Source organism: Roseibium sp., assembly GCF_048260565.1.
In the GTDB taxonomy this organism is placed as follows: Bacteria; Pseudomonadota; Alphaproteobacteria; order Rhizobiales; family Stappiaceae; genus Roseibium.
This window is the reverse complement of sequence record NZ_JBLXGP010000002.1, coordinates 189,170-206,949: the sequence shown is the minus strand read 5'-3', so window position 1 is coordinate 206,949 and position 17,780 is coordinate 189,170. Positions and strand designations below refer to the sequence as shown.

Here is a 17,780-nt window from a genome sequence, read left to right as displayed (position 1 = left end):
GCAAATTGCAGTATTATTACCAATTATTAACCATAAGCTCGAGAAGACGCCCCCCCGGCCGAAAAACAAAAGCTCTAAAACTATTGGAGCGCGGGGAACCAGAACGTCGAAGGATAGATCTGCAGACCTGCCGCGGCAATCGCTATTCCATATGGAATGCCCGTCTTGCGGTCATGGAGACGCGCGATCCAGTCCTGACGGATAAGCGGCCCCGGCAGAACCGGCAATGTGCGGAAGGCCAAAAGCCCGAGGGTCAGGAACATGCCATAGATGGCGACCAGCGTCAGGAACACCAGCAACGTCTCGTTGAAACCGATCCACAGGGCGATGGCACTGGCGATTTTCGCATCGCCGCCGCCCATCCAGCCCAGAAAGAACATCGCGAAGCAGGCGACAAAGACGATCGCGCCGCCGGCAAGATGCCAGCCCCATTGTTCGGGCGAGAGCCTCAACGCAAAAGCCAGGATGACAAAGCCGGCCACCAGGAGAATGGAAACCCGGTTCGGGATCTTCATCGTGAACAGATCGGATGCGCCGGCAAAGGCGATGAGGATGGGAAATACGATCAGCTGGATGTTTTCAATCATAACTCGATACCTGTTCGAAGGTGCCGGGGGCGCCGGGCGCCTGTACTTGAAAACAGCCTAGCCTTTAAAAATTTAAGAAAAGAAAAAGCGGACGATTGCTCGCCCGCTTTTCGAAACCGGATCCCGAAAGGCCGGACGCCTTTCGGAAGGACCGTCAGACTGCTTACTGAGCGTCTGCGGTGGTCAGAGCCGAGCTGATGTCGGAGAAGATGTTCTTCAGGCTGTCGGACATGGTGCCGAGGACACCGATGATGACAACGGAAACCAGACCGGCGATCAGGCCGTATTCGATTGCGGTTGCGCCAGACTCATCCTTGGCGAAACGTGCGAAAATGTTCTTCATGTGTTTGCTCCAAATTCCACTTGTATTGACAGCTTCTTTTGCTTTGCCCATTGGACCTGTTGTCCGGCCCTTCCGAGGCATGGGTGGAGCTTACGGCGCAGCGGTTTCCAAGCGGTTAAATTTACCACTAACTTCTGATGTATTCCTGATAAAACTACCTATGGTTAACAGATCATATACTTAACAATATATTATTTATATAAATTCTCTTCAATTTCTTTCAAATATTCATCCTCCTAATCAGTTCTAATACGTATCCTATACTCAAATTCCCGCCAGAACAACTCTTCAATAGATAACTTATCCCAGAAGCCTTCCATCATCATGGAAATACAAGGCAATTTTTCCGGTATTTGCGCCAGCACTGTCATCTACGCCCCCGCGCCAAGCATTTTCAAATTACCTCAAATTCTCCTATAACGTGCATTTCTTTCATGATTACAATCTCTTGAGAGCCGTTCACTCTTCTTCACACGGCCTGTTAGGGCTTCCTTCACCTTGTTACCGACTAATAGTCGAAAACCCGGCTGAATCTGGAGTACGCCATGAGTGTGAGGCTCACACTGCTAAGAAAGCTGGCTGTTATGGCTTTGTTCGTCCTGACCATCGGCCAAGCCTGTGCCAGCGAGGATCCGGTCATCGTCACGGTGGACCGCGCTAAGGTTTTCCGTATCAAGGAACCCGCGAGCACCGTGATCATCGGTAATCCCTTCATTGCCGATGTCTCCATGCACGACCATTTCACGGTCGTTGTCACCGGCAAGAGCTATGGAAGCACCAACCTTGTCATCCTGGACGACAAGGGCGAGCCGATCATCGATGAAGTCATCATCGTCCGCGCTTCCGAGGACAAAATCGTGTCCGTCACGCGCAACGCGCTGCGACAGACCTACACGTGCGCGCCGAATTGCGAACCGACGCTGCGGCTCGGGGATTCCCAAACCGCATTCGACACCTTTGCGCAGCAGGCCGCCACGCGTAACGACCTTGCCGAAAAGGCCGCCGGTGTCGTCAAATAGGAAAGAAGGAAATGACAAGCCCCCGTTTCTCCCTTCCCGGACTGGCCGGCCGACTGATCCGGAACGCCGCGCGGGTCGGACGCCGATACTCGGATGACCGGCAAGGAGTGACGGCAATCGAGTTCGCCATCGTCGGAATTCCCTTTCTGATGATCGTCCTCGGCATCGTGGAAATGGGGCTGGCCTTCTTCGTCAACCGCCTCATCGACAACTCAGTTCTGGAATCCGCCCGCATCGTGCGAACCGGACAGGCGCAGAAGGCCAGTTTCGATGCAGACGCTTTCAAGGACGAGATCTGTTCCAACCTGCCGGCCTTCCTGTGCAACAAGGACAAGTTCATCGTCGATGTGACCACCTACACCAACTTCTCCGCCCTGGGCTCGATGGAGTCGCTGTTCGATGAGGACGGGGATCTGAAGGACAGCTTCAGTTTCAATATAGGCTGCGCCAACTCGATCGTGGTCGCCCGGGTTGTGTACCGCTGGCCCATGTTTACCGCTCTGCTGCAGTTCGACAGCGGAGACACGGGAAATGCCGAACGTCTTCTTTATTCAACGGCGGTCTTCCGGAATGAGCCGTTTCCCTGGAGCTGTTCGTGATGCCTGACACTGTCGCCAAAATCTTCCGCGCCACTTTGCGACGCCTAAAAGCCGACAGGCGCGGCATCGCTGCGGTGGAATTCGCCCTTTTGCTGCCGTTCCTGCTGATCCTCCTGATCGGCATGTCGGAAACCGTTACCGCGTTGAACACCGACCGCAAGGTCAGCCAGGTCGCAAGTGCCGCCGCCGACCTTGTCGCCCAGGCCGAATCGATCAGCACCAGCGAAATCGCCGATATCATGCTCGCCGCCAAGCAGATCATGCTGCCTTACTCTGACACGCCGCTGGATGTGGTCATCGCCAGCGTGACCTTCAACGACGACGGAGATCCGGAAGTCGACTGGAGCAGGAACAAGAGTGGCACGGCGCCCTGGTCGGCCGGTTCCGCACCGCCGATCGAAATACCGGAAGCGATCTCTGTCGCCGGCAGCTCGCTTATCGTAGGCCAGTCCTCCTATACCTATGTGCCGTTGTTTGCTTCGATGCTGCAAAACATATTCCCTCGCGCGGCATCGATGACACTCGGCGATACGTATTTTCTGAAGCCCCGCCTGACGACGACCGTTACGCTCACCGGCAGCTGACCCAGGGCGGGCGGACCCGGAACGGATCCTGCGAGCGGTCTTGAGACCTACTCAATTGCCCGTATTTGTTACGTAGCAAAAGACGGTTACCCTGACCTCGAAGTTTGCTGCACTGCAGGAACCACACACCAACCCTATCCTGCGATCGACAAGGGGACGGCATGCCGACAAATCGCACCTACGAGCAGATATCCGTCGGGGATACGGCCGAAATTTCCAAAATATGCACCGCGAATGACCTGCTGGTGTTCGCGCACGCCTCCGGCAACCACAACCCTCTGCATCTGCCGGATACGGACTGGACCGGCGACGGCAAGATCGACAAGCCGGTGGCTCCATCCATGTGGATCGGCTCACTGGTCTCCGCGGTTCTCGGCAATATCCTTCCCGGACCGGGAACGGTTTACAGGAGCCAGACCTTCAACTTCCGCGACCGGGTCGCAGTCGGCGAGACCGTGACTGTCCGCCTTGAAGTCACGTCCAAGCAGCCGGATGGCGTGGTGGAGCTCGATGTCAGGGTGACCAAGGACGACGGTACTCTGGTCGCGGACGGCACAGCCGGCGTTGTCGCGCCGACCCGGACCATTGAATTCTCCGCCTCGGAGCTGCCGTCCCTGCTTGTGGAACGACGCCGTCATTTCAACCGGCTGCTGGAATTGGCGAAGACGCTTCCGGCGCTGCCGACGGCCGTGGTTGCGCCGGATGATCCCAACTCCCTGGAAGGTGCTCTGAAGGCCGCCCGGGAAGGCCTGATCCAACCGGTTCTGATCGGCGCGGGCGACCGCATCAGGAAGGCCGCGGAAACACTCAAGGAAGACATTTCCAGCCACGAACTGATCGACATCGAGAACGAATCCGACGCGGCCGCACGCGCGGTCGCCATGGTTCACGAAGGCAAGGTTCGTGCGATCATGAAGGGTCACCTTCATACGGATGACCTTTTACATCACGTGGTCAAGCGCGAGGGCGGGCTGCGCACCAAGAGGCGGATCAGCCACGTCTTCGTCATGGACATTCCCGGGCGTGACACGCCGGTCCTGATTTCCGATGCGGCAATCAACATCGTGCCTGACCTCAATACCAAGGTCGACATTACCCAGAACGCGATCGATTGCGCGTTGTCGCTTGGTCTGGAAAACCCGAAGGTCGGCATTCTGTCGGCCATTGAAACCGTCAATCCGGCCATTCCTTCGAGCCTCGATGCGGCGGTTTTGTCCAAGATGGCCGAACGCGGCCAGATCAAGGGCGGCATCGTCGATGGCCCGCTCGCCATGGACAATGCGATCGACGTTCAGGCCGCCCGGACAAAGGGCATTACCTCGCTCGTTGCCGGTCACGCGGAAGTCCTGATCGTGCCCAATCTGGAATCGGGCAACATGCTGGCCAAGGAACTCACCTTCATCGCCCATGCGGAAGCCGCCGGGCTGGTGATCGGCGCCAAGGTTCCGATCATGCTGACGAGCCGTGCCGATGATGTCCGGGCAAGGCTCGCGTCTTGCGCCCTCGCCCTCCTGTACAATTACTGGCAGGTCAACGGCGCTCCCGTCGCGCTCCTGAACAGCGGGGAAGACTGATCATGGCGGATCAGCCGGATATCCTGGTTCTGAACTCCGGGTCCTCGTCGATCAAATTCAATCTCTACGAAGGCGATCGGCAGCTCATTTCCGGACAGATTTCCGGCCTCGGCGTACAGCCTCATATCCATCTGCGCCTGCACGGCAGGACGGAAGACCTCAACGAGGATCTCAGTGCAGAAGACGGCGCCACCCATGAAACCGCCCTGGCGGCCTTGCTTCAGATCCTGGATCGCGAAACGGGCAAGATCTCCGTGGAAGCGATCGGGCATCGGGTGGTGCATGGCGGCGTCGACTATGCGGTCCCGCTGGTGCTCGACGATGAAAAGATCGAGGACCTGGCCCGGCTCAATCCGCTGGCGCCCCTGCACCAGCCGCATAATCTCGCCGGCATCCGGGCGTCTCGCGCCGCGTTTCCCAAGGCCCTGCAGGTTGCCTGTTTCGACACGGCCTTCCACCGCCATCACCCCTGGGTGAACGACACCTTCGCCCTGCCCCGCAGCCTCTACGACGAAGGCATCCGACGCTACGGCTTTCACGGCCTGTCCTACGAATACATCTGCTCCTACCTGCATGAGCATCATGTGGAGGCTTTCGGCGGAAAGCTCGTGGTTGCCCATCTGGGCAACGGCGCTTCCATGTGCGCCATCGAGAACGGCCGGAGCATCGGTTCCACGATGGGCTTTACCGCACTTGACGGTCTGCCGATGGGAACGAGGTGCGGTCAGATCGACCCCGGCGTCGTGCTCTATCTCCTGACCACCAAGGGCATGACCGCCGACGAGATTTCGGACCTGCTCTACAAGGAGTCGGGTCTTAAAGGCCTTTCGGGCCTCAGTTCGGACATGCGTCTTCTGAGCGAGAGTGACGATCCGGCAGCGGCCGAAGCGATCGACTATTTCGTGTTCCGGATCCGGCGGGAACTCGGCTCGATGGCAGCGATCCTGCGCGGTCTCGACACGCTCGTCTTCACGGGCGGGATCGGAGAGCATTCCGCGCTCGTGCGCGAACGGGTCTGCGAGGATCAGGACTGGCTCGGCCTCAAGATCGACCCGACAAAGAACGCGGCAAACGCTGTCGACATTTCCGCTGAAGGTTCAAAGGTCAGGATCATGGCCGTCCCGACCAACGAGGAAGAGATGATCCGCCGGCACACCCTGAAATTGCTGGAAAGCGTTACCGGCTAGGGTTTGCCAGCGAGGGCTTACCAGGCCCTTCGGCAGACGGGCGCGTCTGCGTGCCGCCGCCGTCCAGAACGGCCTGATACTTCGGATTGTAGGTTCGCAGAACCGCCCGGTAGTCCGCATGAACCGTGGGTTCGAACCCGCCGGGCAAGTCCGGCTCGACCGCGAAATAGGCATCCGGCGCCTGGTCCTTCATATCCAGAAGGGCTCCGCGTAATTTCCTCTTGAATTCGTCAGGCAGGGACAGGCGCACGGTATGGGCGTCGTAAGGGATCGGCGGCGATTGCCAGATCACCTTCAACCGCTCCAGTCCCGGTGCGCCGGAAAGATAGAACTCGTTCAGCGTACCGGCGGTATAGCCTGACGCGGCGCTGCCGGCGAGCGTCGACCAGGCCGTTGCCGCATCCACCCGGCCGTCAAGGATCGCCTGCAGGCCATCGACCGGATCGCGCATGCGAACGAGACCGCGGAAGAAGACCCTGGGGTCGCTTCCTTCGGCGGCCAGGTTTGTCAGCGGCACGCGGTAACCGGTCACCGATTCAGGGTCCTGCACCCCAAGACGGCCATCGGCGAGGTCCGCCAAAGTCAGCGGGCGTTCTGTCGTCCGGCTGATGATCAGGGCGTAGTAGCGCGCAGGAAAGGCATCGGGACGTGCCGTTGCGAGCGGCTCCACGCATTCGCACAGGGAATAGGTCGCGGCATAGGCGGAAGCGGACAGGCGGGCATAGTCGATATCCCCCGCGGCCAGGGCATCGACCACATTGCCCAGCGTATCCAGCAGGAACAGGTCAACCGGCAGATCGAGGGCGGCTTCCAGTTCCTTACGGAACGGTTCGAGGCGGTCGCGGATCGTCTCCTCAGTGCCCACGGCAACGCCGAGCCGCAACCGGCGAAGCGGCTCCGAATTTTCCTTTTCCGCAGCCGCCGCACCTGCTAACGGGAGCAAGCACGCCAGCATTGTCGCCGCAAGTTTTTTCATGGTCACACGAATACCATCCCATGATGGTTTTTTTAGTTCTATCCGATTCGTCACGCTTCTTAACCGAATGTCATCCTCCCAGGAGCCCAAATGTCCCAATCCGTCGACACGGTCGTTTTCGACATCGGTAATGTCCTGATCGAGTGGGATCCGGAGAACCTCTACAGGAAGCTCCTTCCGGACCCGGAGGAACGCCACCGCTTCTTGAACGAAATCTGCACCATGGACTGGAACCTTCAACAGGATCTTGGCCGGTCCTGGGAAGAGGCCGTCGACGAGTTATCCGCCGTTCATCCGGACCACAGGGATCTGATTGCCGCCTATTCCGAGCGCTGGCACGAAATGGTTCCGGGTGAGGTTCCCGGCAGTGTCGCGATCCTGGACGCGCTTAATGCCGCCGGCGTTCCGCTCTATGCGATCACCAATTTCTCCAGCGAGAAATTCACCGAAGCCAAGGGCCGCTTTCCCTTTCTGGCCTCGAGCTTTCGGGACATCGTGGTGTCCGCCGAAGAACGGCTTTTGAAGCCGGACCGGCGCATTTTCGAAACCTTGCTGACCCGCAACAATCTGGAAGCAGGCGCATGCGTCTTCATCGACGACTCGGTGAAAAACGTCGAAGGCGCCCGGGCAGCGGGGCTTGAAGCCGTCCACTTCACCGGAGCCGACAAGCTGCGTAGCGATCTCGCCGGTCTCGGTTTTCCGGTGTGACGGCAGGTGATCAGCCGGCTTCAAACCCTTCCAGGACGTTGACGCAATTCGTCCCCAGCGCATCGACCGCGTAACCGCCTTCCATCAGGAAGACCGTCGGAACATCGAGTGCCGAAAGCCGCTGACCAAGCTTCGTGAAGTCGTCGCTCTTGAACTTGAAGCCGGAGATCGGGTCGTTTTCGAAACAGTCCATTCCGAGCGACACGATCAGGATATCCGGCTTGAAGACCTGAACCCAGCGGCAGGCGTCTTCAAGGGCCGGCGCATAGCCGTCCCAGTCCGTGCCGAGCGGCAAAGGCCAGTTTCGATTGAAGCCGGTTCCCGCGTTTTCGCCGGTTTCATCCTCATGCCCCAGGAAATAGGGATATTCCTGCATCGGATCCGAATGCAGCGACAGGAACAGGACGTCGGAGCGGTCGTAGAAAATCGACTGTGTGCCGTTGCCGTGATGATAGTCCACATCGAGGATGGCGACCCGGTCGGTGCCGTTGTCGCGCAGCCACTGGGCGGCGATGGCGGCATTGTTCAGGAAGCAGTAGCCGCCGAAGAAGTCGCGGCCGCTGTGATGGCCCGGCGGACGGCACAGGCCGAAGGCCGCGGTCTCGCCGTCCTTCACCAGTTTCGCCGCCGTCAGGGCCGTGTTCGCGGACGCTTTCGCCGCGGCGAAGGTGTGTTCGCCGAGCGGTGTACCGGCGTCCATGGAATAGCGGCCGAGCAACCCGTCGATATGATTTGGGGCGACATCGGTTCTCAACGTGCGCACCGGCCAGACGAAGGGGAACGCCTCTTTGGATCGCCCGGCGGCGGTCCAGTGGCTCCAGAAACTTTCCATGAAATTCAGATATTCGGGGTCATGGACCCGCTGCAGCGGCCGAAGGCCGAAGTCCTCCGGTTCCATGACCTCGCCGAGCCCGCGTTCCTCGATGGTTCGCAGGACGATCCTGGCGCGTTCCGGGATTTCCACGGCCGGCTTCAACTCGCCGTCGCAGATTTCCTGTTTGGGGTCGTGATCGAACTGACGGGAAGAAAAGACGGTTTTCAAGCAAACACCTCTGAAGCACACACTGCTTACGGGCCGGGTCAAAAGGGTCCGATGTCAGACCTCTGACGTAAATCTGAACTCGGATACGTGCGTATAGGTTTCTCCCGGACGCAACAAGACATTCGTGAAATTGTCGTGGTTGGCGCTGTCGGGCCAGCGCTGCGGCTCCAGGCACAGACCCGAATTGGGTCCGTAGGTCCTGCCTTCGGGGCCCGGCACGGGAACGTCGACCATGTAGCCGTCATAAAGCTGAAGGCCCGGTTCCGTTGTCCACAATTCCATGCGGCAATTGCCGGACGGATCTTCCACGGCGGCGGCGAATTCCACCTCTTCGCGCGGCACGTCTGCGAGGCAGAAATTGTGATCGAAGATCACGCCCTCCTCGCCGGGCTTGCGGCGCAGCTTGCGGCCTTCGCGGAAGTCATAGGGCGTCCATGCCACTTGACGGATTTCGCCGGTCGGCAACGCCTGGTCGTCGACGGGCAGATACGTATCGGCCACGATCTCAACGTTATGGTCGAGAACGGTCGGGCTGCCGTCGAGATTGAAATAGCTGTGCTGGGTCAGGTTGACGATGGTCGGCTTGTCGGTGGTTGCCGTAAATTTCACCCGCACGGCGCCGGTTCCCGTCAGGGTATAGCGGACCATCGCCTCGACACGGCCCGGATAGCCTTCCTCGCCGTCTTCGGAGACGTATTTCAGAAGCACGCTGCCCTTGTCGTGTTGTTCCAGGCTCCAGACCCGGTTGGAAAAACCGGTCGTGCCGCCGTGAAGCTGGTTGCCGTTTTCATTGGCGCCGAGCTGATACGTCGTGCCGTCGATGGTCACGGTCGCATTGGAAATCCGGTTGGCGCAACGGCCGGGCACCGCGCCGAAATAGGGTGAGTGGGCGACATAGCTTTCCAGATCGTCGAAGCCGAGCACGACGGATCGGCCGTTAAATTTCAGGTCCCGGATGATGGCGCCATAGGTCAGGACGGCAGCCTCCAGCGGGCCTTTCTTCAGCGTGATTTCCTGAACGACGGTGCCGTCGGCCAGCGTCCCGAATTCGCGGATCATGCGGTTGGCCTTCTTCTTTATTTTCCCGTATCGAAGACGATAATTTCAAGAATACATTTCGTGCGCGATGAATGTTTCACCGCTAATCGACTTCCACAGGGTCGATCGAAAAGAATATTTCGAACGCCTCTTTCAGATTGGAGATGCCACAGAAAATAACAAGCACCTCCTTCCCCGGATCATATTGAAACTTAATAAAATCATTCTCAGAACGCTCGATATTCCTACTCGAAATCGATTCATCGAAATTGTGCTCAAGGTCGAAGAAATCCACCTTAATGTTCCAGGCTGGATTATCAAAAGTCTCGATGGTTATTCCACCTTGATGCTCCCAGTCTCCGTCGCATCTGTTTCTAAACCATTTTTCGAGTCTTTCGATGTCCATTCTTCCTCCCAAACATAATCTCTGAATAGGTGTTTGATCTAAATTGAAAGCCGGCAGGCGTTTTGTCGTCGACAACTGGCCTTCCCATGAATCGCAAGGGCACAGGAGTGACCTGTGCCCTCTCTTCACCTTTCCGGAGAGACGATCAAAGCGTCTGGTTATACTCACCGACTTCCGGGTTTTCGCGCAAGACCGTGTCGACCGCCTTGAACATGGCGTGCAGACGTTCTTCCGATTCCGGGCTTTCGATCACGACCACCAGTTCCGGCTTATTGGACGAGGCGCGCACCAGGCCCCAGGTGCCGTCGTCGGTGACGACGCGCACGCCGTTGACGGTGATCAGATCGGTGATCGGACGGCCGGCGATGGTTTCGCCCTTTTCCTGCATGTCCTTGAACCGGGCGACGACCCGGTCGACGACTTCGTATTTGATCTCGTCCTCGCAATGGGGCGACATGGTCGGCGAGCCCCAGGTCTTGGGCAGATCGCGGCGCAGGTCCGCCATGGTCTTGTCCGGGTTGCGGTCAAGCATGTCGAGGATCGCGATGGCCGAGACGAGGCCGTCGTCATAGCCCCGCCCGATCGGAGCGTTGAAGAAATAGTGGCCGGATTTCTCGAAGCCGACGATGGCGCCCAGTTCGGTCACCCGGCGCTTGATGTAGGAATGGCCGGTCTTGTAATAGTCGGTCGTGGCCCCGTTGGCCTTGAGCACCGGATCGGTGTTGAACAGGCCGGTCGACTTGACGTCGACGACGAACTTGCTGTTCGGATAAAGAGCGGAGATATCGCGGGCGAGCATGACGCCGACCTTGTCGGCGAAGATCTCCTCACCCTCGTTGTCGACGACGCCGCAGCGGTCGCCGTCACCGTCGAAGCCGAGGCCGACCTCCGCACCGGTTTCCAGAACCTTGTCGCGCAGGGCATGAAGCATCTTCATGTCCTCCGGGTTCGGATTGTAGCGCGGGAAGGTGAAGTCGAGTTCGGTGTCGAGCGGGATCACGTCGGCACCGATCGCTTCCAGGATGCGCGGCGCGAAGGCGCCGGCGGTGCCGTTGCCGCAGGCGGCCACGATCCTGATCGGCCGCTTCAGCTTCGCCCGGTCGGTCAGGTCGTTGAAATAGACTTCAGGGAAATTCTCCACGAAGCGGTAGCTGCCACCGCCCTTCAGGTTAAAGGCCGCCTCGAGCACGATCTCCTTCAGCCGGCCCATTTCGTCCGGGCCGAAGGTCAACGGCCGGTCGATGCCCATCTTGACGCCGGTCCAGCCGTTGTCGTTGTGCGAGGCGGTGATCATGGCAACGGCCGGCACGTCGAGCGCGAACTGGGCGAAATAGGCCATGGGCGACAGGGCAAGGCCGATATCGTGCACATTGATGCCGGCGGCCAGGAGGCCGTTGATGACGGCCATCTTGATGGACGCGGAATAGCTGCGGAAGTCATGGCCGACGACGATATCGGGGCGGACGCCGCGCTCATGCATCAGGGTGCCGATACCCATGCCGAGCGCCTGCATGCCCATCAGGTTGATTTCCTTCTCGAACAACCATCGGGCATCGTATTCGCGGAAGCCGGTCGGCTTCACCATCGGGCGGGATTCATACTCGTACGTATTCGGCTTCAGCAGAGCCACGGGCTTGGGCAACATCAAAGAACCTCTCTCAGGGGCAATTGTCTCTGTGGGCAATCTGTCGTGCAATGGGTGGATAGGAAATGAATGTGTCCGGATTCGAAAGGCTGGGCTCCCTTCCCTACTGTTCAAGGATAAGCGTATCATCCGAAATATGAAACCGCTCCAGTCTGCCTAAAGCCGACATTCCCAGCAAGGGCGTTGTCAGCAGTCCTTCTTCCAGAACCATCACGTCGACATCCTTCAACCGGATCGGACCGAGGCGCAGCTCGCGCAGGGTGGCGGTCGCCGCCTTGGCAATGCCGTTCGCGGTTTTCACAGGCTTCGTATAATCGGAAGGTTGCAGAAATATGCCAATGTCCCGGGCAATGCCCTCGGGCAGGACGATCGCGGAGGCGCCGGTGTCGACCAGCATGGTGACATCGCGGCCGTTCAGACGGGCCTCGGTGACATACTGGCCATTGCGGGCCATTGGAATTTCGAATGTCTTCGATCCGGTCCCGGCATCCTCGCTATCAGCGACCTGTTCCGGCTGCGCATTCCCGGCGTGCCAGTTCTCCATCAGCTTCGGCGCCAAAGGCGCAACCGCCAGCAGGAACAGAACGAACAGAACGTAACGCCACATGGGAACTCACCAGATTTCCGAAACCGGTCTCGGCCGGCGGCGGGATGCTAGCGAACTGTTGTTATCATCCGGTGAAAACCGCTAGTCGGATTTCAATGTGTCGGCAAGCGCCGCTATTTCGCGGGCTTCCGGTGCGCTCGACTGGGCGCCGGTTGCCCCACAGGCCAGGCTTCCAGCGGCAATTGCCTCGCAAAGCGCCCGTTCCAGAGGGGCCTCCCTGTCGAGGGCGGCGGCCAGGGCGCCGCAAAAGGCATCGCCCGCACCGGTGGTGTCCCGCACCTCCACCTTCGGCGGCCGGATATGGAAGACCTCCGTTCCCCGTCCGGCAACCACGCCGTCCGAACCCAGGGTTACGGCAACCAGACGATCAGCCGTCACCAGGGCCTTCACGAAACCGGCCGGATCTCCCGGGAGATCGAGATAAGCGCCGATCGCCTCCGCCTCGCCTTCGTTGACGACCAGCACGTCGACCTCGCGCGCAAGGCCGGCATAGGCCTTGTCGGGGATCGGGGCCGGGTTCAAGAAGATACGGGCGCCTGCGGCGTGCGCGGCTTCAATCGCTATCGTGACCTCGGGTCCGGGCACCTCGCCCTGCATCATCAGCGTTTCGCCCGGATGAAGCGCGTCCATCAGCCACGTGGCGCTCACCCTCTTGTTGGTGCCGCTTGCCACCATGATCTGGTTCTGGCCCGTCGGATCCACGCCGATGAAGGCAAGTCCGGTCGTTCCGTCGAGCGCCCGCACACCGGTTAGATCGACACCTGCGGCGCTGAGATTTGCAAGCGCCAGATCCGCAAAGGGATCGCGGCCGACGGCGCCGATCATCCGGACATCGGCGCCGGCCCTTCGGGCGGCGAGCGCCTGGTTGGCGCCCTTCCCGCCCGGAAAGGTCTGATGATCGGGTCCGCTGACAGTTTCCCCCGGCCGTGGCAGCCGGGGCAAGGCGACGACGAAATCAAGGTTGATGGAGCCGAAGGACGTGATCACCGAAGCGCTCCCAGCTTTGGCCTATTTCGTGCCGTACATCCGGTCGCCGGCGTCGCCAAGACCCGGCACGATATAGCCGTGGCTGTTCAGGCGTTCGTCGATGGCGGCCGTATAGATCGGCACATCCGGATGGGCCTCGACGAATTTCGCAACGCCTTCGGGAGCGGCCAGCAGGCAGACGAAGCGCAGGTTGTTGGCGCCCCGGTCCTTCAGGCGCTGAACCGCTGCAATGGCAGAATTGGCGGTCGCCAGCATCGGGTCGACGACGATCACGAGGCGGGCGTCGAGGTCCTCAGGCGCCTTGAAGTAATATTCGACCGGCTTGAGGGTTTCGGGATCGCGGTAGAGGCCGATATGGGCGACGCGCGCGGACGGCACCAGTTCCAGCATGCCTTCCAACAGGCCGTTGCCCGCGCGCAGGATGGAGGCGAAGACGAGTTTCTTGCCGGCCAGCGTCGGCGCCTGCATTTCGGACAGCGGCGTCTCGATGGTCTGCATGGCCAGCGGCAGGTCGCGCGTCACCTCGTAGCAGAGCAGCACCGAAATTTCGCGCAGCAACCTGCGGAAGCCCTGTGTCGACGTGCCCTTGTCGCGCATGATGGAGAGTTTGTGCTGGACCAGCGGGTGATCGACGACATGGGCTTTGGACATATCGGTGTCTTTCTTTTTCGACCCGAAACCGGGCAGTTCACTGTTCAAAATACATTCGAGCTATGCACCGAATGGCAGCCAATTGACACCCCCGGCGGCCAGGATTCGGGCGGTTTTTCGCTGTAATTCCCCATTTTTAAGCAGGACCTCCCGCCCGGCCCGCAGGGTTCCTCCCTCCATGACGCAGGTCAGGGGCAGCGCGCCCTCCGGCGCCTCCAGGTCGATGCGCAAGGCCACCGCCAGGCGGTCGAGCAGGATGACGGTCAGCGCCCGGAGTTCGATGGCTCGATCGAGGGCTGACGGCCCGTCCGGATCGGCATCGCCCAAGTCCTTGAGGGTCAGGACGCCGGCGTCCAGAAACAGGGCGGCATGTTCCAGATTCGCAAGGCCCGTCAGATCGTCGAGGCCGACGACCTCGACACCGGCCTGGGCGAAAGGCTCCACCAGCGCATAGGCCATTTCCTGGGCAGGCAAATGGAAGGGAACGATACCGGGCGCGTCCAGTTCCTGCAGAAGGGCCGAGTGGTGCCAGGCGTCTCCGAGCGTGACGTCTTCCAGCTTTGCGCCGCCCTGCCACATGGGCGACAAGCCGTCGAGCACTGCTTCCAGCAATTTGGCCAATTCAACGGGCGCGCTTGCGCTTGCCGCGAAGAACGGAACGGCAAGATGTCCGAGACGGGTTGCCCCATCGATCTCGAACAGATCCGGCCTGAGACCTGTCGCCTCCCCCAGCCGTCTCAACAGCTCCGTGATCGACCGGACCGTTTCACTGTCACGATTGTGGTCCAGCTGAAGGCCCCAGACGATCTCGTCTTCCTCCAGGCGGATCAGGGCGTGCGCATCGGCCCGCAGGGGATCGGCCGGATCGGCTGAAAAGTTGCCTGCGGCGAACATGGACAGGACCCCGACAGAAAGTCCCTCACGGCCTGAAAGCGTTTCCCCTGTGATGGTGTCAGTCAAAGTCCAGTCGTCGCGAAGAGGAACGGACAGGACATGGCAGAGGATCGCCAGATCGGCGGCCGCGCGCAGAAACGCATCCGGAGTCTCGAAACCGCGCGCGCCGGCAAACGCAGACCAGCGATCATGACCGCCTGCCTCGAAGGCCCGCCAGCAGCCGAAGGGCGGGATCTGAAAATCGGGATAGGCAGTCTCGATCGCCGAAATCGTCCGCGTGACGGCATCGGGCAGTTTCGTCAGATCGACCGTGATATGAGCAAGACGTTCGGCCCGGGCGGCCTCGAAGACGCCTGCCGCGCGGTCGCGAACCGCCCTGGCGGTCAGGAGCCTGTCAGCCAGGGATGAAGTCGCAGTTGCCGTCACGTTTTTTCCCATATCATGAACTATCGGTTTTCCGGCCGGATCAGAAAACCGTGGTTGATGTGTACGCCCGTGGTTGCGAATTGCGCCACATCTGTTTGTAATTTGAAAGTTCCAGGCGACCTTATTTCACAGCCCACACAATCCGGCAAAGGAAACCATGTCCACGGTCATTTCAATCGCCGCCCTTTTGGCCGGCTCCGCCCTGCTTCTGCTGGCCGGCGGGCTCCACGGACTGTTGCTTCCCGTGCGGGGGCTGGCGGAAGGGTTTACCGATGGCGACCTCGGCATGCTCGGGGCCGGATGGGCGCTCGGCTACATGGCCGGCTGCATCACCGTTCCGGTCATCGTGAAGCGGGTCGGGCACATCCGGACCTTCGGCGCGCTGTCCTCCCTCGGCGCCATCACGATGCTCCTGAATCTTCTGTTCATTGAGCCGATCACCTGGATCGTCCTGCGCGCCATCTCCGGCTTCTGCTTCGCCGGTGCGGCCATGATCGTGGAAAGCTGGCTGAACGAACGGGCCTCGAACGAAATCCGGGGGCGGATCTTCGGCATTTACACGATGATCAACCTGGGAGCGACCACGGCTGGCCAGATGCTCTTGACCGTCGGCAACCCGAACGGCTTCGTGTTCTTCGTCGTCGGCTCGATCATCTATTCGCTCGCCCTCCTGCCGACCGCACTCTCCACCGCGGCAAGCCCGACTCCGCTGACCCAGGCCAGGCTGGATCCGAAACTGCTGTGGCGGAATTCGCCGATCGCCGTGGTCGCGGTCTTTCTCGTCGGCATTTCCAACGGCGCGTTCGGGACGCTCGGGGCGGTCTACGGCCGGCGAATCGGCATGGAGGTGTCCAATATCGCGGTCATGATGTCCCTGGCCCTTCTTGCCGGCGCGCTTATCCAGATTCCGGTGGGTTATTTGTCCGACCGCATGGACCGGCGCAAGGTGCTGGTTGCCATGGCAATCATGGCCATGGGGTTCGGCACCAGCCTGTCCTTTTTCGGCGGGGTAAACCCCGTCCTGACGATCGCCCTCATCACCCTTTTCGGCGGCACGGTCTATTCCATGTATCCGGTGATCGTCGCCCATGCGAGCGACCATGCAGACCCGGGCGACTTTCTGAAAACCAGCGGAGGGCTGCTCCTGATTTTCGGCACCGGCACCATGGCCGGTCCCCTGCTGGCCGCAGCGCTCATGACCGCGACCCATCCGGGCGCCCTCTTCCAGGTCACCGCCAGCGCACACCTGCTCATGATCCTGTTTGCGATCTGGCGGATCTACCAGCGCGCACCGATGGATACGGAAGACAAGACCGACTTCGTCCCGGTGATCGCAACCGGGCGCTACAGCACTCCGGAATCGGTCGCTCTCGACCCGCGCTCGGAACCGGAAGAATTCGAGGCGGACGACGTGTCGCCGTTGGACAAGACAGACGATTAGTCCTGGCGGTTCGGACCGGCGGTCAGGCGTGTTTGGCGCTTTCCAGGCGGACGAGCAGGCGCTGGCGCGTACCGTCGTCGCAAAAGGCGGCTTCGATGGCCGTTCGGGTGATGTCGAGTTGATCCTCCAGGCTCCAGCCGAAGGTCCTGGCGACGGAAGCGTATTCCTTGCCGAGCGTGGTGTTGAAAAACGGCGGATCGTCGGAATTGAGCGTCAGGCGAACGCCCGCCCGGCGCAACAGGTTGACCGGATGGAAGCGCAGGACGGAGTAGACGCCGAGCGCCATATTCGAGCCGGGGCAGACTTCCAGAACCACCCGCTCATCGGCCAGGCGCTTGACCAGGTTCGGGTCCTCGATCGCCCGCACCCCATGGCCGATCCGCTTGACCCTAAGAAACTCCAGCGCGGCGATGACACTGTCCGGCCCTCCGAATTCGCCAGCATGGGCGGTAATCCCGAGCCCGGCTTCTGCCGCCATGCGGAAGGCCTTGGCGAAATTCGCCGGATGGCCCTCGCGCTCGTCTCCCGCCAGCCCGAACCCGGTGACGAGCGGATGCGGATTTCCGATCACCTCGCGGACCACCCGCTCGACCGAGGCAGCGCCGAAATGCCGGACGCCGATGGCAATCATCCGGCCCTCAATGCCGGTGTCGGCCTTCGCCCGCTCGATCCCGGCCGCAAGGCCTTCGACATAAGAGCGATAGGACAGGCCGGCTGCCTGGGCATGGTCCGGTGAAATGAACACCTCACCGTAAATCGCGCCTTCGGCGGCGAGCATGCGGAAATAGGTCTCGGTCAGGAGGCTGTAATCAGCCGGCGTCTTGAACACCGAACTCGCAAGGTCATAAGCCTTCAGGAAGGTCGTGAAATCGGTCCAGATGTATTTGCCGTTCTGGTCGATAATCGGGGAAACGTCGATGCCCTTCTGTTCGGCCAGCCGGCGCACCAGCGACGGTGTCGCGGCCCCCTCGATGTGGCAGTGAAGTTCGGCCTTCGGCACGGTCTGATAGGTTGTCATGCGCTTCTGCCGGCCATCTCGGGGTTTGCTTCCGGTGCGTGTACCAAG

Annotated in this window: 20 protein-coding genes; 7 read left to right on the top strand and 13 right to left on the bottom strand. The window is 60.4% G+C overall.

Annotation, left to right across the window (positions count from 1 at the left end):
• Positions 1-80 precede the first annotated feature (80 nt).
• The 3 genes from ACN0SO_RS05630 to ACN0SO_RS05620 all read right to left on the bottom strand — a co-directional run bounded on the left by ACN0SO_RS05630 (position 81) and on the right by ACN0SO_RS05620 (position 1,301).
• On the bottom strand, positions 81-587 hold the full coding sequence (locus ACN0SO_RS05630) for an A24 family peptidase (RefSeq protein ID WP_417675428.1): 507 nt from the start codon (positions 585-587) through the stop codon (positions 81-83).
• A 163-nt stretch (positions 588-750) separates the two neighbouring features.
• Entirely contained in the window at positions 751-930 is a 180-nt protein-coding gene (locus tag ACN0SO_RS05625) for a Flp family type IVb pilin (protein WP_190289432.1), read from the bottom strand.
• Positions 931-1,166: 236 nt separating this feature from the next.
• Complete coding sequence (locus ACN0SO_RS05620; RefSeq protein ID WP_417675426.1) at positions 1,167-1,301, bottom strand: hypothetical protein; 135 nt, start codon at positions 1,299-1,301, stop codon at positions 1,167-1,169.
• A gap of 213 nt (positions 1,302-1,514) precedes the next feature.
• Between ACN0SO_RS05620 and ACN0SO_RS05615 the strand changes: the two genes are divergently transcribed.
• The 5 genes from ACN0SO_RS05615 to ACN0SO_RS05595 all read left to right on the top strand — a co-directional run bounded on the left by ACN0SO_RS05615 (position 1,515) and on the right by ACN0SO_RS05595 (position 5,893).
• Entirely contained in the window at positions 1,515-1,949 is a 435-nt protein-coding gene (locus ACN0SO_RS05615; protein ID WP_417675424.1) for a pilus assembly protein N-terminal domain-containing protein, read from the top strand.
• An 11-nt stretch (positions 1,950-1,960) separates the two neighbouring features.
• Positions 1,961-2,548, top strand: coding sequence for a TadE/TadG family type IV pilus assembly protein (locus ACN0SO_RS05610; RefSeq protein ID WP_417675422.1), 588 nt, complete (start codon positions 1,961-1,963; stop codon positions 2,546-2,548).
• Entirely contained in the window at positions 2,548-3,132 is a 585-nt protein-coding gene (locus ACN0SO_RS05605; RefSeq protein ID WP_417675420.1) for a TadE/TadG family type IV pilus assembly protein, read from the top strand. Before ACN0SO_RS05610 ends, ACN0SO_RS05605 begins: the two co-directional genes overlap by 1 nt.
• Positions 3,133-3,293: 161 nt before the next feature.
• Entirely contained in the window at positions 3,294-4,706 is a 1,413-nt protein-coding gene (locus ACN0SO_RS05600; protein WP_417675418.1) for a bifunctional enoyl-CoA hydratase/phosphate acetyltransferase, read from the top strand.
• 2 nt (positions 4,707-4,708) lie between these two features.
• Positions 4,709-5,893, top strand: a complete 1,185-nt coding sequence (locus ACN0SO_RS05595) for an acetate/propionate family kinase (RefSeq protein ID WP_417675416.1) — start codon at positions 4,709-4,711, stop codon at positions 5,891-5,893.
• Here ACN0SO_RS05595 and ACN0SO_RS05590 read toward each other — a convergent pair.
• Entirely contained in the window at positions 5,883-6,869 is a 987-nt protein-coding gene (locus tag ACN0SO_RS05590; RefSeq protein WP_417676389.1) for a phosphate/phosphite/phosphonate ABC transporter substrate-binding protein, read from the bottom strand. The two genes, ACN0SO_RS05595 and ACN0SO_RS05590, sit on opposite strands and share 11 nt — an antisense overlap.
• Before the next feature lie 90 nt (positions 6,870-6,959).
• Here ACN0SO_RS05590 and ACN0SO_RS05585 point away from each other — a divergent pair, with 90 nt between their 5' ends.
• Entirely contained in the window at positions 6,960-7,577 is a 618-nt protein-coding gene (locus ACN0SO_RS05585; RefSeq protein WP_417675414.1) for an HAD family hydrolase, read from the top strand.
• 10 nt (positions 7,578-7,587) lie between these two features.
• Here the strand turns inward: ACN0SO_RS05585 and ACN0SO_RS05580 are convergent, their stop codons facing one another.
• From ACN0SO_RS05580 to ACN0SO_RS05545, 8 genes are all read right to left on the bottom strand, one after another.
• On the bottom strand, positions 7,588-8,619 hold the full coding sequence (locus tag ACN0SO_RS05580) for a histone deacetylase family protein (protein ID WP_417675412.1): 1,032 nt from the start codon (positions 8,617-8,619) through the stop codon (positions 7,588-7,590).
• Between the two features lie 54 nt (positions 8,620-8,673).
• Positions 8,674-9,678 carry an aldose epimerase family protein gene (locus ACN0SO_RS05575; protein ID WP_417675410.1) on the bottom strand — a complete coding sequence of 335 codons (1,005 nt, stop codon included), beginning with the start codon at positions 9,676-9,678 and terminating at the stop codon, positions 8,674-8,676.
• Between the two features lie 82 nt (positions 9,679-9,760).
• Positions 9,761-10,138 (bottom strand): Imm53 family immunity protein, encoded by a 378-nt coding sequence (locus ACN0SO_RS05570; RefSeq protein WP_417675408.1) that lies wholly within the window; start codon positions 10,136-10,138, stop codon positions 9,761-9,763.
• A 70-nt stretch (positions 10,139-10,208) separates the two neighbouring features.
• Entirely contained in the window at positions 10,209-11,708 is a 1,500-nt protein-coding gene (locus tag ACN0SO_RS05565; protein ID WP_417675406.1) for a phosphomannomutase/phosphoglucomutase, read from the bottom strand.
• Between the two features lie 103 nt (positions 11,709-11,811).
• Complete coding sequence (locus ACN0SO_RS05560) at positions 11,812-12,315, bottom strand: retropepsin-like aspartic protease family protein (RefSeq protein ID WP_417675404.1); 504 nt, start codon at positions 12,313-12,315, stop codon at positions 11,812-11,814.
• Between the two features lie 81 nt (positions 12,316-12,396).
• On the bottom strand, positions 12,397-13,302 hold the full coding sequence (locus ACN0SO_RS05555) for a ribokinase (RefSeq protein WP_417675402.1): 906 nt from the start codon (positions 13,300-13,302) through the stop codon (positions 12,397-12,399).
• A gap of 21 nt (positions 13,303-13,323) precedes the next feature.
• A complete protein-coding gene (gene upp / locus ACN0SO_RS05550) occupies positions 13,324-13,953 on the bottom strand; it encodes a uracil phosphoribosyltransferase (RefSeq protein WP_417675400.1) in 630 nt (209 codons plus the stop codon).
• Positions 13,954-14,013: 60 nt separating this feature from the next.
• Positions 14,014-15,273, bottom strand: a complete 1,260-nt coding sequence (locus tag ACN0SO_RS05545) for a DUF1688 family protein (protein WP_417675398.1) — start codon at positions 15,271-15,273, stop codon at positions 14,014-14,016.
• 157 nt (positions 15,274-15,430) lie between these two features.
• Between ACN0SO_RS05545 and ACN0SO_RS05540 the strand changes: the two genes are divergently transcribed.
• The gene (locus ACN0SO_RS05540) at positions 15,431-16,714 is read left to right on the top strand and encodes an MFS transporter (protein ID WP_417675396.1); all 1,284 of its coding nucleotides are present in this window, start codon (positions 15,431-15,433) and stop codon (positions 16,712-16,714) included.
• Positions 16,715-16,736: 22 nt separating this feature from the next.
• Here the strand turns inward: ACN0SO_RS05540 and ACN0SO_RS05535 are convergent, their stop codons facing one another.
• Complete coding sequence (locus tag ACN0SO_RS05535) at positions 16,737-17,732, bottom strand: adenosine deaminase (RefSeq protein WP_417675394.1); 996 nt, start codon at positions 17,730-17,732, stop codon at positions 16,737-16,739.
• Positions 17,733-17,780: the final 48 nt, after the last annotated feature.